The sequence below is a fragment of the Phytobacter sp. RSE-02 genome (genome assembly GCF_040578655.1).
Taxonomy (GTDB): Bacteria; Pseudomonadota; Gammaproteobacteria; order Enterobacterales; family Enterobacteriaceae; genus Phytobacter; species Phytobacter diazotrophicus.
Genome location: NZ_JBEULY010000015.1, coordinates 53,148 through 68,228 on the forward strand (window position 1 = coordinate 53,148; position 15,081 = coordinate 68,228).

At 55.2% G+C, this 15,081-nt stretch carries 14 protein-coding genes; 9 read left to right on the top strand and 5 right to left on the bottom strand.

Going from position 1 to position 15,081, the window contains the following annotated elements:
• The first annotated feature begins 123 nt into the window (after positions 1-123).
• Positions 124-1,074, top strand: a complete 951-nt coding sequence (gene corA, locus ABU190_RS22825; RefSeq protein WP_039077036.1) for a magnesium/cobalt transporter CorA — start codon at positions 124-126, stop codon at positions 1,072-1,074.
• A gap of 131 nt (positions 1,075-1,205) precedes the next feature.
• On the opposite strand, the gene rarD is transcribed toward corA, so the two are convergent.
• Together rarD and yigI are read right to left on the bottom strand one after the other, a co-directional pair.
• Positions 1,206-2,093: an EamA family transporter RarD gene (rarD, locus tag ABU190_RS22830; protein WP_039077037.1), complete on the bottom strand. Its 888-nt coding sequence runs from the start codon at positions 2,091-2,093 to the stop codon at positions 1,206-1,208.
• 51 nt (positions 2,094-2,144) lie between these two features.
• A complete protein-coding gene (yigI, locus tag ABU190_RS22835) occupies positions 2,145-2,612 on the bottom strand; it encodes an acyl-CoA thioesterase YigI (protein ID WP_039077038.1) in 468 nt (155 codons plus the stop codon).
• Positions 2,613-2,771: 159 nt separating this feature from the next.
• Between yigI and pldA the strand changes: the two genes are divergently transcribed.
• The 3 genes from pldA to rhtC all read left to right on the top strand — a co-directional run bounded on the left by pldA (position 2,772) and on the right by rhtC (position 6,227).
• Entirely contained in the window at positions 2,772-3,647 is an 876-nt protein-coding gene (gene pldA / locus ABU190_RS22840) for a phospholipase A (RefSeq protein ID WP_039077039.1), read from the top strand.
• A gap of 65 nt (positions 3,648-3,712) precedes the next feature.
• A complete protein-coding gene (recQ, locus tag ABU190_RS22845) occupies positions 3,713-5,542 on the top strand; it encodes an ATP-dependent DNA helicase RecQ (protein ID WP_271850800.1) in 1,830 nt (609 codons plus the stop codon).
• Positions 5,543-5,603: 61 nt separating this feature from the next.
• Entirely contained in the window at positions 5,604-6,227 is a 624-nt protein-coding gene (gene rhtC, locus ABU190_RS22850) for a threonine export protein RhtC (RefSeq protein WP_071195559.1), read from the top strand.
• Between the two features lie 86 nt (positions 6,228-6,313).
• Here the strand turns inward: rhtC and rhtB are convergent, their stop codons facing one another.
• Positions 6,314-6,934 carry a homoserine/homoserine lactone efflux protein gene (gene rhtB / locus ABU190_RS22855; protein ID WP_354692472.1) on the bottom strand — a complete coding sequence of 207 codons (621 nt, stop codon included), beginning with the start codon at positions 6,932-6,934 and terminating at the stop codon, positions 6,314-6,316.
• 105 nt (positions 6,935-7,039) lie between these two features.
• On the opposite strand from rhtB, the gene pldB reads away from it, so the two are divergent.
• The 3 genes from pldB (at position 7,040) to ABU190_RS22870 (ending at position 9,840) form a co-directional block, all read left to right on the top strand.
• On the top strand, positions 7,040-8,035 hold the full coding sequence (gene pldB, locus ABU190_RS22860) for a lysophospholipase L2 (RefSeq protein ID WP_354692473.1): 996 nt from the start codon (positions 7,040-7,042) through the stop codon (positions 8,033-8,035).
• A gap of 25 nt (positions 8,036-8,060) precedes the next feature.
• The gene (gene yigL / locus ABU190_RS22865) at positions 8,061-8,861 is read left to right on the top strand and encodes a sugar/pyridoxal phosphate phosphatase YigL (protein WP_193794839.1); all 801 of its coding nucleotides are present in this window, start codon (positions 8,061-8,063) and stop codon (positions 8,859-8,861) included.
• Between the two features lie 79 nt (positions 8,862-8,940).
• Positions 8,941-9,840: a carboxylate/amino acid/amine transporter gene (locus ABU190_RS22870; protein WP_039077045.1), complete on the top strand. Its 900-nt coding sequence runs from the start codon at positions 8,941-8,943 to the stop codon at positions 9,838-9,840.
• Here the strand turns inward: ABU190_RS22870 and metR are convergent.
• Complete coding sequence (gene metR, locus ABU190_RS22875) at positions 9,728-10,681, bottom strand: HTH-type transcriptional regulator MetR (protein WP_039077046.1); 954 nt, start codon at positions 10,679-10,681, stop codon at positions 9,728-9,730. The genes ABU190_RS22870 and metR overlap by 113 nt on opposite strands.
• A 231-nt stretch (positions 10,682-10,912) precedes the next feature.
• Between metR and metE the strand changes: the two genes are divergently transcribed.
• Entirely contained in the window at positions 10,913-13,174 is a 2,262-nt protein-coding gene (metE, locus tag ABU190_RS22880; RefSeq protein ID WP_354692474.1) for a 5-methyltetrahydropteroyltriglutamate--homocysteine S-methyltransferase, read from the top strand.
• Positions 13,175-13,203: 29 nt separating this feature from the next.
• Here metE and ABU190_RS22885 read toward each other — a convergent pair whose 3' ends face one another.
• Positions 13,204-13,968: a DeoR/GlpR family DNA-binding transcription regulator gene (locus ABU190_RS22885; RefSeq protein ID WP_271850804.1), complete on the bottom strand. Its 765-nt coding sequence runs from the start codon at positions 13,966-13,968 to the stop codon at positions 13,204-13,206.
• Positions 13,969-14,103: 135 nt separating this feature from the next.
• Between ABU190_RS22885 and ABU190_RS22890 the strand changes: the two genes are divergently transcribed.
• Entirely contained in the window at positions 14,104-15,081 is a 978-nt protein-coding gene (locus ABU190_RS22890; RefSeq protein ID WP_354692475.1) for an ABC transporter substrate-binding protein, read from the top strand.

Sequence of the window (15,081 nt, forward strand, 5' to 3'; positions counted from 1 at the left end):
GTTGTCAGCGACCTGCTGTATTCCCGTCGCGCTGAGTCAGGCTGTTTAATGGTCTGAAACGCCAAATGTTTCTTGTGTGCCCAACCGAACTGTCCAGTCATTTTTGCATTGGGAGTCCCGGCTATGCTGAGCGCATTTCAACTGGAAAATAATCGTTTAACCCGTCTCGAAGCTGACGAAATAAAGCACCTCGCCAGTTCCGTCTGGGTTGACCTGGTCGAGCCGGACGATGACGAGCGAACCCGCGTGCAGTCTGAATTGGGTCAGAACCTGGCGACACGCCCGGAACTGGAAGACATCGAAGCATCTGCGCGTTTTTTTGAAGATGAAGACGGCTTGCACATCCACTCCTTCTTCTTCTTTGAAGATGCGGAAGACCATGCTGGCAACTCCACCGTGGCATTTACTATCCGCGAAGGCCGCCTTTTCACCCTGCGTGAGCGCGAATTACCCGCTTTTCGTCTCTACCGTATGCGCGCCCGTAGCCAGGCTATGGTCGATGGCAACGCCTATGAGTTACTGCTCGATCTCTTCGAGACCAAAATCGAACAGCTCGCAGACGAAATCGAAAACATCTATAGCGATCTGGAAAAACTCAGCCGTGTGATCATGGAAGGTCATCAGGGTGATGAATATGACGAAGCGCTCTCCACGCTGGCGGAACTGGAAGATATCGGCTGGAAGGTACGTCTGTGTCTGATGGATACCCAGCGCGCGCTGAACTTCCTGGTGCGTAAAGCGCGTTTGCCGGGCGGTCAGTTGGAGCAGGCCCGCGAAATCCTGCGAGATATCGAATCTCTGCTGCCGCACAACGAATCCCTGTTCCAGAAAGTGAACTTCCTGATGCAGGCGGCAATGGGCTTTATCAATATTGAGCAGAACCGGATCATCAAGATCTTCTCGGTCGTTTCCGTTGTCTTCCTGCCGCCGACGCTGGTGGCATCCAGTTACGGGATGAACTTCGAGTTTATGCCTGAGCTGCACTGGAGCTTTGGCTACCCTGGCGCGATTGTCTTTATGATCCTCGCCGGGTTGGCGCCGTATCTCTACTTCAAACGTCGTAACTGGCTGTAAATCTAAAATAAAAGGTTCAGCAATTCTGCTGAACCTTCCTTTATGGATCTTATCGCGCGTGGCTTCCTTCACCTGCTCCGGCTGATTAAAGACGCGGCGATATCAGCGGTACGGAATCCTGACGCCGGCAATTACCGACCCCTGCGTTGGGTGTACAGTGCATCCATCACGAATATGGCGAGCGCTACCCAAATAAACCCGAATGTCACCATTTTGTCCGCCCCCGGATGCTCGTCATAAAACGTCACCGCCAGCAGGAACATCAGCGTTGGGCCAATGTACTGGAAGAAACCCAGTGTCGACAGGCGCAGACGCGTCGCCGCGCCGGTAAAGCACAGCAGGGGAACGGTAGTGACCACCCCGGCAGCCATCAACAGCAGATTAAGCGACCAGCTATTCTGTGTCATATGGCTGGTCGCGCTATCGGCAATCCCAAACAGCCAGATAGCCGCCACGGGCAGCAGCCACAGTGTTTCTACCAGCATGCCGGTTTGCGCGTCGACGGCGATTTTTTTACGCAGCAGGCCGTAGAAGGCGAAACTAAAGGCCAGGCCCAGCGAGATAATCGGCAAGGAGCCGAAGGCCCACAACTGTACCAGTACGCCACTGGCGGCCAATATTACCGCCAGCCACTGCATGCGGCGGAAACGTTCACCAAGGAAAACCATCCCCAGCAGGATATTAACCAGTGGGTTAATAAAATATCCCAGGCTTGCTTCCAGCAGATGGTGGTTATTTACTGACCAGATAAAGAGCAGCCAGTTACCTCCAACGAGAACGGCAGATACCGCTAACAGCAAGATTTTCTTTGGCGTACGTAAAAGCTGTTTCACCTGCGACCACTGACGGCTGACGCTTATCAGGGCGATCATGAAGAAGAAGGACCAGATAATTCGGTGAGTCAGGATTTCATCGGCAGGAACGAACCAGATAACTTTGAAATAGGCCGGTGCGACGCCCCAGATAAAATAAGCGGCCAGAGCAAATATCACTCCCAACCGCGTCTGTTTTGCATCCATCAGGAAAACTCTTTGCTGAAAAGTAACGACATTTTACCCGATTTTCGCGGCTTAACCCACCATATAGGTTGCTGTGGCGCTGGCGATATAGAGCTGCTCTTCGTTATGTAACTCGACACGCGCGACCGCAACCTTGTTCCCGGCACGCAGTAGCGTACTGGTGGCGGTGAAGCGATTACCCCGGCCCGGACGTAAATAATCGACGCGCAAATCAATGGTGCCCATTCGCGACAGACGAGCACGTAATTCATCTTCGGTGAGGGTGTCATGGCGCGTCAGCGTGCTGCCAACGCACACCAGACCTGCGGCGACATCCAGCGCGGAGGCAATAACCCCGCCGTGTAAAATGCTCTGTGCCCAGTTTCCCACCATCATGGGCTGATTGTTGAAGCTGAGTTGGGCAAAATCCTTCTCGTAGCGAGTAAGCTCCAGACCCAGCGCACGATTGAAGGGCATGTGGTAGACGAAAATCTCACCCACGAGTTTTAATGCGGCTTCTGCTGTGAGGACGGCAGACATAGTGGCTCTTCCGTTAGGTTAATGAAATGTTGATTTTATGCCTCTAAATTGTTGAATTCCAGTTTAAGAAAGGATACCTGCGCAGCGTCTCAATAAATATGTAGAATAGATGTTGTAAAAATATTCAGTTCATCAACATTGTTCAGGGGAAGAAAACCGATGCGGACGTTTCTGGGTTGGTTTGTGGCATTGTGTGCGCTGCCTTTTGCGGCTTTTGCGCAGGAAGCGACAGTAAAAGAAGTTCATGATGCGCCTGCTGTGCGCGGTAGTATTATCGCGAATATGCTGCAGGAGCATGATAATCCGTTCACGCTCTATCCGTATGAATCGAACTACCTGCTTTATACCTACACCAGCGACATGAACAAAGAAGCCATTCGTTCATATAGCTGGTCTGATGAAGCGCGTAAGGATGAAGTAAAATTCCAGCTCAGCCTGGCGTTCCCGCTGTGGCGCGGGATTGTCGGTCCGAATTCCGTGCTGGGCGCTTCCTATACGCAAAAATCGTGGTGGCAGCTTTCTAACACGAAGGAGCCTGCTTCTTCGCCGTTCCGTGAAACCAACTATGAACCGCAGTTGTTCCTCGGTTTCGCTACTGATTACAGCTTTGCGGGCTGGACGTTGCGCGATATGGAGTTTGGCTTCAACCATGACTCCAATGGCCGTTCTGATCCCACATCGCGTAGCTGGAACCGCCTTTATACGCGTTTAATGGCGCAAAATGGCAACTGGCTGGTGGAAGTAAAACCCTGGTATGTGGTGGGTAACACCGACGATAACCCGGATATCACCAAATATCTTGGTCACTATCAACTGCGGGTCGGCTACCAGTATGGCGAGGCCATTTTCAGCGTCAAAGGGCAGTACAACTGGAACACGGGCTACGGTGGCGCAGAAGTCGGCGTCAGCTATCCGATCACCAAACATGTCCGTTTCTACACCCAGGTGTACAGCGGTTATGGCGAGTCGTTAATTGACTACAATTTCAATCAGACGCGTGTTGGTGTCGGCGTAATGCTCAACGATCTGTTTTAAGCATTGCAGTTTCATGAGCAGGCGCTGAAAATAGCGCCTGTTTTCTTTTGTCGAGTGGAGTAAATGTGGCGCAGGCGGAAGTATTGAATCTGGAATCGACAGCCCTGGAAGTTTTACGGGAAACCTTCGGCTACCAGCAGTTCCGTCCGGGTCAGCAACATATCATTGATACCGTGCTCGGCGGCCGCGACTGTCTGGTTGTCATGCCGACCGGTGGCGGCAAATCTCTCTGTTATCAAATTCCGGCGCTGATTCTGCCGGGCCTGACGGTGGTGGTATCGCCGCTGATCTCTCTAATGAAAGATCAGGTTGATCAGTTACTGGCGAACGGCGTTGCTGCGGCCTGTCTGAACTCAACACAAAGTCGTGAACAACAGCTTGAGGTGATGGCCGGCTGCCGCACCGGACAAATCCGTCTGCTGTATATCGCTCCTGAGCGGCTGATGCTTGATAACTTTCTTGAGCAACTGACGCACTGGAACCCGGTACTCCTGGCGGTGGATGAAGCGCACTGTATCTCCCAGTGGGGCCATGATTTCCGCCCGGAATATGCCGCACTGGGCCAGCTTCGTCAGTATCTGCCGTCTGTGCCTTTTATGGCATTGACCGCCACGGCCGATGACACCACCCGTCGCGATATTGAACGTCTTCTGGGGCTGAACGACCCGCTGATTCAGATCAGCAGTTTTGACCGACCCAATATCCGCTACATGCTGATGGAGAAATTCAAACCGCTCGATCAGCTTTTACGCTATGTACACGACCAGCGCGGTAAGTCCGGAATTATTTACTGCAACAGCCGGGCGAAGGTGGAAGACACCGCCGCTCGCCTGCAAAGCCGGGGTTTTAGCGCCGCGGCGTATCATGCCGGGCTGGAAAACGCGGTGCGCGCCAGCGTGCAGGAGAAATTCCAGCGCGATGATCTGCAAATCGTGGTCGCGACCGTCGCATTCGGCATGGGGATTAACAAACCCAACGTGCGATTTGTGGTTCACTTCGACATTCCGCGTAATATCGAGTCTTACTATCAGGAAACCGGCCGAGCCGGGCGTGATGGCCTGCCCGCCGAGGCGATGCTGTTCTACGCGCCGGAAGACATGGCCTGGCTGCGCCGTTGCCTTGAAGAAAAACCGGCCGGGCAATTGCAGGATATTGAACGTCATAAGCTCAATGCGATGGGGGCGTTTGCGGAAGCGCAAACCTGCCGCCGTCTGGTCTTGCTCAATTACTTTGGCGAAGGGCGTCAGGAAGCCTGCGGTAACTGCGATATCTGCCTTGATCCGCCGAAACAGTACGATGGCCTGAACGATGCGCAAATTGCGCTCTCGACCATTGGTCGCGTCAATCAGCGTTTCGGGATGGGCTATGTGGTTGAGGTGATCCGTGGGGCGAATAACCAACGTATCCGTGAACTCGGCCACGATAAGCTTAAGGTTTATGGTATGGGCCGGGAAAAAAGCCATGAGCATTGGGTAAGCGTGATTCGCCAGCTTATTCATTTGGGGCTGGTCACGCAGAACATCGCCCAGCATTCATCGCTACAGATGACGGATGCCGCGCGTCCGGTGCTGCGTGGCGAGGTTCCGTTGCAACTCGCCGTGCCGCGTGTGGTCGCGCTGAAATCCCGGGTGATGCAGAAGGCAGCGGTCGGCAACTATGATCGCAAACTCTTCGCTAAGCTGCGCAAATTACGTAAAGCGATTGCCGATGAAAACAACGTGCCGCCGTATGTGGTCTTCAACGACGCAACGCTGATTGAAATGGCCGAACAGATGCCCATTACGCCAGGTGAAATGCTCGGGGTTAACGGCGTAGGCGTACGTAAACTTGAGCGCTTTGGTCAGGAGTTTATGGCGCTGATTCGTGCCCATGTAGATGGCGATGATGACGAGTAGCCAGCACAGAGAAAAAGTGTCAGGATAGTTACCCACTTTATTATTTATCCGCGAGTTAACCATGTTAATGCTGTTTCTCACCGTTGCCCTGGTGCACATTGTGGCGTTAATGAGCCCCGGCCCGGACTTCTTCTTTGTGTCGCAAACCGCCGTCAGCCGCTCCCGCAAAGAGGCGATGATGGGGGTGCTCGGCATTACTACAGGCGTGATGGTGTGGGCAGGCGTAGCACTGCTCGGTCTTAACCTGATCCTTGAAAAAATGGCCTGGCTGCACAGTATCATTATGGTCGGCGGCGGTCTGTACCTGTGCTGGATGGGTTACCAGATGCTGCGTGGTGCGCTGAAAAAAGAAGAGAACAAAGCCGATGCGCCGCAGATTGAACTGGCAACCAGCAGTGGTCGAAGCTTTATGAAGGGGCTGTTGACGAACCTCGCCAATCCGAAAGCGATTATCTACTTCGGTTCGGTGTTCTCACTGTTTGTCGGCGACAGCGTGGGTGCAGGGGCGCGCTGGGGGATCTTTATGCTGATCACGCTGGAAACTTTCGCCTGGTTCACCGTCGTGGCAAGCCTGTTCGCCTTACCGGCGATGCGCCGTGGTTATCAGCGTCTGGCGAAGTGGATTGATGGTTTTGCCGGTGCGCTGTTCGCCGGTTTCGGTATCCATTTGATCATTTCACGTTAATGTTTGTCCCGGAGGCGCTGCCGCTGTCCGGGGCTATGTGTTAGCCCGGATAAGGCGTTCACGCCGCATCCGGGACGACACCGAACTCAGGCATGCCTTGCCGATGCCAGCAGCGCTCCCACCAGCATAAACAACGAACCAAACACCCTGTTTAGCGCCTTCAACTGACGCGGGCCCTTAATCCAGGCGGCAATACGTTGCGCCAGCGTCGCATAGCCAATCATCACGATAATATCCACGACGATAGTGGTCACGCCGAGCACCACGTACTGCATCACCTGTGGCTCATTGGGCGCAATAAATTGCGGGAACAGCGCGGCGAGAAAGACGATGCTTTTGGGGTTCGTCAGGTTGACGAAAACCGCGCGTTTAAACAGCCGTGTACGCGATTGCGTATGCGCCAGAGTATTGAGGTCGATCGCGCCTGCGGCGCGCCACTGCTGAATACCAAGCCAAATCAGATAGGCGGCCCCGGCCCATTTCAGCACTTCAAACGCCACTACCGAGCGCGAGAAGAGGGTGCCCAGACCCACGCCAACCAGCACAATATGAATGCCTAAGCCGGTTTGTAGCCCGGCAATGGACGCCGCAGCGCCGCGATAACCGTGGCTTATCGAGGTGGTCATGGTATTAATCGCGCCGGAGCCGGGCGACAGGCTGAGAATGATCGATGTCAGCAGATAAGCGAACCACCACTCGAAGGTCATGAGAAACTCCCTGATTGTCTGTTTTTATGCCACAATACGCTATTGTTAGCGGAATTAGCTACAGGTCACAAAAACGTTTTTGTCGCGCAAGTGAGGGCGTAGCCAATGTACCGGCAAAACAAGGAGTGGGAAACCAGAGAAAGCGCGTTTGCCGCCTTTGCCACAGGCCCGTTAACCGACTTCTGGCGTCAACGAGAAGAGGCTGAATTTACCGGTGTGGATAATGTCCCGGTGCGTTTTGTCCGTTTCCATGCCGCCAGGCATGACAGGGTTATCGTGGTTTGCCCTGGTCGAATTGAAAGCTATGTGAAGTATGCTGAACTGGCATATGACCTCTTCCACCTTGGCTTTGATGTGCTCATCATCGACCACCGCGGACAGGGGCGTTCCGGTCGTTTGCTGGAAGATTCTCATCGCGGCCATGTGGTCAATTTCAGTGATTATGTCGATGATCTTACGGCGTTCTGGGAGCAGGAAGTGGCTCCGGGTCCGTGGCGCAAGCGTTACATTCTGGCGCACTCGATGGGGGGCGCGATTGCCACGCTCTTCGTGCAACGTTACCCACAAGCTAACTGTGATGCTATTGCGCTGTGCGCGCCGATGTTCGACATTATTATCCACCTGCCGGACTGGATGGTGCGTCCGCTGCTGGACTGGGCGGAAGGCTACCCGCGTATTCGCGAGAATTACGCCATTGGCACCGGCCGCTGGCATGCGCTGCCCTTTGCCATTAACACGCTGACCCACAGCCGCGAACGTTACCGGCGCAATCTGCGTTTCTACGCCGACGATCCTGAACTGCGCGTGGGAGGCCCAACCTGGCACTGGGTGCGGGAAGGTATCCTGGCCGGTGAGCAGGTGTTGGCCGGGGCCGCATCAGACACATCGCCCATGTTAATTATTCAGGCAGAAGAAGAGCGTGTTGTAGATAACCGCATGCACGATCGCTTTTGTGAAATGCGCGCCGCGGCGGGCCACCCCTGTGAAGGGGGGAAGCCGCTTGTCATCAAGGGCGCGTACCATGAGATCCTCTTTGAAGAGGACGCTATGCGCTCAGTCGCGCTCAACGCCATCGTCGATTTTTTCGATCGGTATAACTAATGAATTATTGAGGTTAACGTTTCCTATGTATCAGGTTGTTGCGTCTGATTTAGACGGCACATTGCTCTCCCCCGACCATACACTCTCCCCTTACGCGAAAGAAACGTTGAAGCTGCTCACCGAGCGCGGAGTGAACTTCGTTTTTGCGACGGGCCGCCACCACGTGGATGTCGGGCAAATCCGCGATAACCTGGGGATCAAGGCGTACATGATCACCTCGAACGGTGCGCGGGTTCACGATACCGATGGCAATCTGGTGTTCACTCATAACCTGGATCGGGATATTGCCAGCGATCTGTTTGGCGTGGTGCATAACAACCCGGACATCATCACCAATGTGTATCGCGATGATGAATGGTTTATGAACCGCCACCGCCCGGATGAAATGCGTTTCTTCAAAGAGGCGATTTTCCAGTATTCCCTGTATGAGCCAGGCTTGCTGGAGCCTGAAGGCATCAGCAAAGTCTTCTTCACCTGCGAAAAGCATGAGCAGTTGCTGCCGCTTGAGCAGGCGATTAATGCCCGTTGGGGCGATCGCGTGAACGTCAGTTTCTCGACGCTGACCTGTCTGGAGGTCATGGCTGGCGGTGTGTCGAAAGGACACGCGCTGGAAGCCGTTTCGAAGGCGCTTGGTTACAGTCTCAAAGAGTGCATCGCGTTTGGCGATGGCATGAACGATGCGGAAATGCTCTCCATGGCCGGTAAAGGGTGCATTATGGGCAACGCGCACCAGCGCCTGAAGGATTTGCATCCGGAGCTGGAAGTCATTGGCACCAACGCCGACAACGCCGTGCCGAATTACCTGCGTAAATTGTATTTGAGCTGATGAAGGGGTCAATTATTGACCAGTTGTCAACCTGATACTCCGCTACAATGAGTGTTCCTTATTCTGAGAGACATTCATTGTGGCGTTACTCATCATCACCACGATCCTGTGGGCCTTTTCCTTTAGTCTGATTGGCGAATACCTTGCCGGGCACGTCGACAGCTATTTTTCAGTGCTGATGCGCGTGGGGCTGGCGGCTCTGGTCTTCTTACCGTTCCTGCGCACCCGTGGACAAACGCTTAAAACGATCCTGCTCTACATGCTGGTGGGTGCGATGCAGCTTGGCATCATGTACCTGTTCAGCTTCCGTGCATATGTCTATTTGAGCGTATCGGAGTTCCTGTTATTCACTGTTCTGACGCCACTTTACATCACGCTGATTTATGATCTTCTCAGCAAACGTCGTTTACGGTGGGGCTACGCCCTGAGTGCGCTACTGGCGGTGGTTGGCGCAGCGATTATCCGTTACGACAAAGTCAGCGATCACTTCTGGACGGGCCTGATGTTTGTGCAACTCGCCAATATCAGTTTTGCGATTGGTATGGTGGGTTATAAACGCCTGATGGAAACGCGCCCGATGCCACAGCACAACGCGTTTGCCTGGTTCTATCTTGGCGCCGCTATCGTTGCTGTTATCGCCTGGTTCCTGTTGGGTAACCCGCAAAAACTGCCGACCACCAACCTGCAATGGGGCATCCTGGTATGGCTGGGCGTCGTGGCGTCCGGGCTGGGTTACTTTATGTGGAACTACGGGGCGACGCAGGTGGACGCCGGTACGCTTGGCATCATGAACAATGTGCATGTCCCGGCCGGGCTGCTGGTGAACCTTGCCATCTGGCAGGAGCAGCCGCACTGGCCGAGTTTTATCATTGGTGGGACGGTGATACTGGCCTCACTATGGGTGCATCGGCGCTGGGTCGCTCCGCGCTCCGCACAAACGGCAGATGGTCGCAGGCGTGGTTCCGCGCTGAGCGAATAAATGCCTCGGTGACCGGCTGGCGCTGCTCGCCATCGCGCACGGCAGCGTACAACCGGCTCCATAATCCCTCACCCAGGGTTTTGGTCACCACCAGACCCTGGCGTTCAAAACTTTCCACCACCCAGTGCGGCAGGGCGGCAATGCCCATCCGCGCCGCGACCATCTGAATCAACAGCAACGTATTGTCCACGCTTTTAAGCTGCGGGCTGATGCCTGCCGGTTGCAGGAAATGGCGCCAGATATCCAGGCGGCTACGCTGCACCGGATAAATAAGCAGTGTCTCGGTGGCGATATCTTCCGGGGTGATCCGTGTGCGTGAGGCCAGCGGACTCTCCGGTGAAAGCACCAGCCGTACTTCAAAATCGAACATCGGCGAATAGTGCAAGCCACTGCGCGGCAGAATGTCCGAGGTCATCACCAGATCCAGTTCGCCCTGCTGGAGCGCGGGCTGCGGGTCGAAGGTAACGCCCGATTTAAAATCCATTTCTACATGCGGCCATTGAGTGCGAAAACTTTCCAGCGCCGGCGTCAGCCACTGAATACAGCTATGGCATTCAATCGCGATACGCAGGTGGGTCTGCTGTGGTTCATTGCAGGCCTGCAGTGCGCTACTGATTTGCGGCAGCACCTGATTGGCCAGTTGCAGCAGGATTTCCCCCTGCGGCGTAAAGCGTAAAGGCTGGCTTTTGCGCACAAAGAGTCGAAAGCCAAGGCGCTGTTCCAGATCGCTGAACTGGTGGGAAAGTGCGGATTGCGTCTGATGCAATGCCGCCGCTGCCGCAGCCAGCGATCCGCAGTTCCGTAACGCTTGTAGCGTTTTCAGATGTTTAATTTCGATCATGAAAGTCCTTCACTTCGGCATGACAAATTTGCGCTTGAGGAATATACAGTAACCGCCAAATATGGATGTGTAAACATCTGGATGGCTAAATACTTTATCTTTCGAATTTATGGTGCGTTGGCCGCACTTCCTCAACCCAGTCACTTACCTCAGTAAGCTCCTGGGGATGAGCAAGCTTGCCGCCTTCCCTAAATCCGAAATCTTTCGGATTGAAATTATGAGGCTCAAAAAATGACAATTATTAACCACACCCTCGGTTTTCCTCGCGTTGGCCTGCGTCGCGAGCTGAAAAAAGCGCAAGAAAGTTACTGGGCGGGTAACTCATCCCGTGACGCATTGCTGGCGACAGGGCGCGAACTGCGTGCGCGTCACTGGGAGCAGCAAAAAGCGGCGGGCATCGACCTGCTGCCAGTGGGGGATTTCGCCTGGTACGACCATGTTCTGACCACCAGCCTGATGCTCGGCAACGTCCCGGCTCGTCATCAGAACAGCGACGGCTCCGTTGATATCGACACCCTGTTCCGTATTGGCCGTGGCCGCGCACCGACCGGCGAACCCGCGGCAGCGGCAGAAATGACCAAATGGTTTAACACCAACTATCACTATATGGTGCCGGAGTTCACCAAAGGCCAGCCGTTCAAACTGACCTGGACGCAGTTGCTGGATGAAGTGGACGAAGCACTGGCGCTGGGCCACAAGGTGAAACCTGTCCTGCTGGGGCCGGTGACGTACCTGTGGCTGGGCAAAGTGAAAGGTGAGCAGTTTGACCGCCTGAGCCTGCTTAATGACATTCTGCCGGTCTACAAACAGGTACTGGCTGAACTGGCGAAACGCGGCATCGAGTGGGTACAAATCGACGAACCTGCGCTGGTACTGGAGCTGCCCCAGGTTTGGCTGGATGCTTTCAAACCGGCTTACGACGCACTCGCAGGCCAGGTGAAACTGCTGCTGACCACCTATTTTGAAGGCGTAACACCGAACCTAGACACCCTCACCGCGCTGCCGGTACAGGGGCTGCACGTTGACCTGGTCCACGGTAAAGATGACGTTGCTGAATTGCACAAGCGCCTGCCCGCTGACTGGCTGCTCTCGGCAGGGCTGGTGAATGGCCGTAACGTCTGGCGTGCCGATCTGAGCGCAAAATATGCACAGATTAAAGGGGTAGCAGGGAAGCGCCCGCTGTGGGTGGCCTCTTCATGTTCCCTGCTGCACAGCCCGATCGATTTGAGCGTGGAGACGCGTCTGGATGCGGAAGTGAAGAGCTGGTTTGCCTTCGCCCTGCAAAAATGTGAAGAACTGGCGCTGCTGCGCGATGCGCTGAACAGCGGTAATACCGCTGCAATTGAGGCCTGGAGCGCCCCGATTCAGGCGCGCCGCCACTCAACCCGTGTGCACAATACCGCCGTTTCGCAGCGTCTGGCGGCCATCACCGCAGAAGACAGCCAGCGCACCAGCACTTATGAAGTCCGCGCCAAAGCACAGCGCGCCCGTTTTAACCTGCCCGCATGGCCGACGACGACCATCGGTTCATTCCCGCAGACCACAGAGATCCGTGGTTTACGACTGGACTTCAAAAAAGGCAATCTGGACGCAAATAACTACCGTATCGGTATCGCTGAACACATCAGGCAGGCGATTGTGGAGCAGGAGCGTTTAGGGCTGGACGTGCTGGTCCACGGTGAAGCCGAGCGTAATGACATGGTGGAATACTTTAGCGAGCATCTCGACGGCTTTGTCTTTACGCAGAACGGCTGGGTGCAGAGTTACGGCTCCCGCTGCGTGAAGCCGCCGGTGGTCATTGGCGATGTCAGCCGCCCGGAAGCGATTACCGTTGAGTGGGCGAAGTATGCGCAGTCCCTGACCAGTAAGCCGGTAAAAGGGATGCTGACGGGGCCGGTGACTATCCTGTGCTGGTCCTTCCCGCGTGAAGATGTGAGCCGTGAAACTATCGCCAAACAAATTGCGCTGGCGCTGCGTGACGAAGTCGCAGATCTGGAAGCCGCCGGTATCGGCATCATCCAGATTGACGAGCCGGCCCTGCGTGAAGGTCTGCCGCTGCGCCGCCGCGACTGGGATGCGTATCTGGAGTGGGGCGTGGAAGCTTTTCGCATTAATGCGGCCGTGGCGAGGGATGAAACCCAGATTCACACCCACATGTGTTATTGCGAGTTTAACGACATCATGGACTCTATTGCCGCCCTGGACGCAGACGTGATCACCATTGAGACCTCGCGCTCGGATATGGAATTGCTGGAGTCGTTCGAAGAGTTTGAATACCCGAACGAAATCGGACCGGGCGTGTATGACATTCACTCGCCGAACGTACCGAGCGTGGAGTGGATTGAAGCGCTGCTGGCAAAAGCCGCCCAGCGTATCCCGGCAGAGCGCCTGTGGGTGAACCCGGACTGCGGCCTGAAAACCCGCGGCTGGCCGGAAACCCGAAGCGCCCTGGCAAATATGGTGAAAGCCGCGCAGAACCTGCGTCAGGCTTAATGATCAGCACCGTCCGTTAGGGCGGTGCGCTATCCCTCTTCCCGACACAGCCACTGCGTGCGGCGCTGTGCCAGCAGATCGCGCTGGGGGCCGGTGGGGGCTCTGTCGCTCACCACATAATGGAAATCGCCGATATCACCGTTGCGGCACATCGCCCGGCGGCCAAACTTGGTGCTATCAACCACCAGAACATTGACTTCCGCACTGGCGACCAGCGCCTGACGTGCCACTACCTCTTCATCGTTGAAATCGTACAGCTCGCCCTCTTCGCCAATTCCGCCAACGGACACCACCCCGATATCGACACGATAACGGCGAAAGAAGGTCAGGGCGTCACTGCCAATCACATCCAGATCGCGCTTACGCACGCGACCACCCGCGACGGTCAGTTCGCAGCCAGGAAGCAGACTTAGCGGCGTGGCGGCGTGCAGATTATTGGTACACACCGCCAGACGGATATCGTCCGGCAGGGCGCGCGCTACCATTTCCACGGTGGTGCCGGTGCCGAGAAAGCAGCTTTGCGCCTCGCTGAGCAACTGCGCGACCCGTTCGCCAATCCAGCGCTTACCGATGACGTTGACGATCTCGCGCTGTTGATAACCAATATTTTCGCGTGCGAAAGGGGCGACCATGCCATGACGGCGCAATAACAGCCCTTGCGCGGTGAGTTCGCGCAAATCGCTGCGCACTGTTTGCAGCGAGACGCCGAAATAGTGCGCCAGTTGTTCAATGCTACTCTCACCGTGCTCTGTCACGATGGCGACAATCGCGCTGCGACGTGCTTCTGGAGTCATATTTGCGTCCGGCAGAGGGAATTTGCGCTCATGCTAGCCCGCGAATATGAAATTATTACTACGAAAAAAACGGGTCATATTTCTGTCAGATTCCCTTGTTTTAATCGTCACAACGAAAACCAGGGGGACGAAAACATGAGTAAGAAAATTGCGCTGGCAGCGGCATTGCTGGCTTTCATGAGTGGTACCGCTTTCGCGAAATCCACTCTGACGCTCTACACCAGCCAGCCAACCGAAGATGCGCAAATGACGGTGAGCGCGTTTGAGCAGGCGCACCCGGATGTCGAAGTAAAATGGATTCGCGATGGAACCGCCAAGCTGATTGCCCGCCTGCAGGCTGAAATTTCAGCCGGTGGCGCCAGCCCGGATGTCTTACTCATCGCCGACAGTGTGTCGATGGAGTCCCTGAAACAGCAAAACCTGCTGGCGGCCTACAAATCACCGCAGGCCAGCCGCTACGATGCTCAACTCTATGATAAAGATGGCTACTACTACGGCACGAAACTTATCACTACCGGCATTGCGTACCACAGCAAAGCCCCGGTGAAGCCGGAATCCTGGCAGGATCTGCTCAAGCCTGAACTGAAAAATATGACCACCTTGCCAAGCCCGCTCTATTCCGGCGCCGCGCAGATTCATATGGCGACGTTAATGAATGACCCGCAGCTCGGCTGGCCGTATTACGAGAAACTGAAAGAGAACGGCGCGATGCCGCAGAGTGGTAATGGCGGCGTGATGAGCGCCATCACCTCTGGCAGCAAAGCCTACGGCGTACTGGTGGATTACATGGCGATCCGTGAAAAAGCCAAAGGCGCGCCGATTGAGTTCGTTTTCCCGAAAGAGGGCGTTAGCATCGTGACCGAACCGGTCGCCATGATGAAAGGGGCGAAAAACCCTGAGGACGCGAAAGCCTTCATCGATTTTGTCCTCTCCGCAGACGGGCAGAAGCTGGTTCTCAAACAGGGCTACCTGACGGCGGACGCCAGCTTACCAGTACCTCAGGGCTTCCCGGCGCGTGACACCATTAAACTGATGCCATACGACCCGGCAAAAGCGCTGGCTGATACCGAAGCAAACAAAAAGCGTTTTGCCGATCTGTTCGGAAACCGCTAA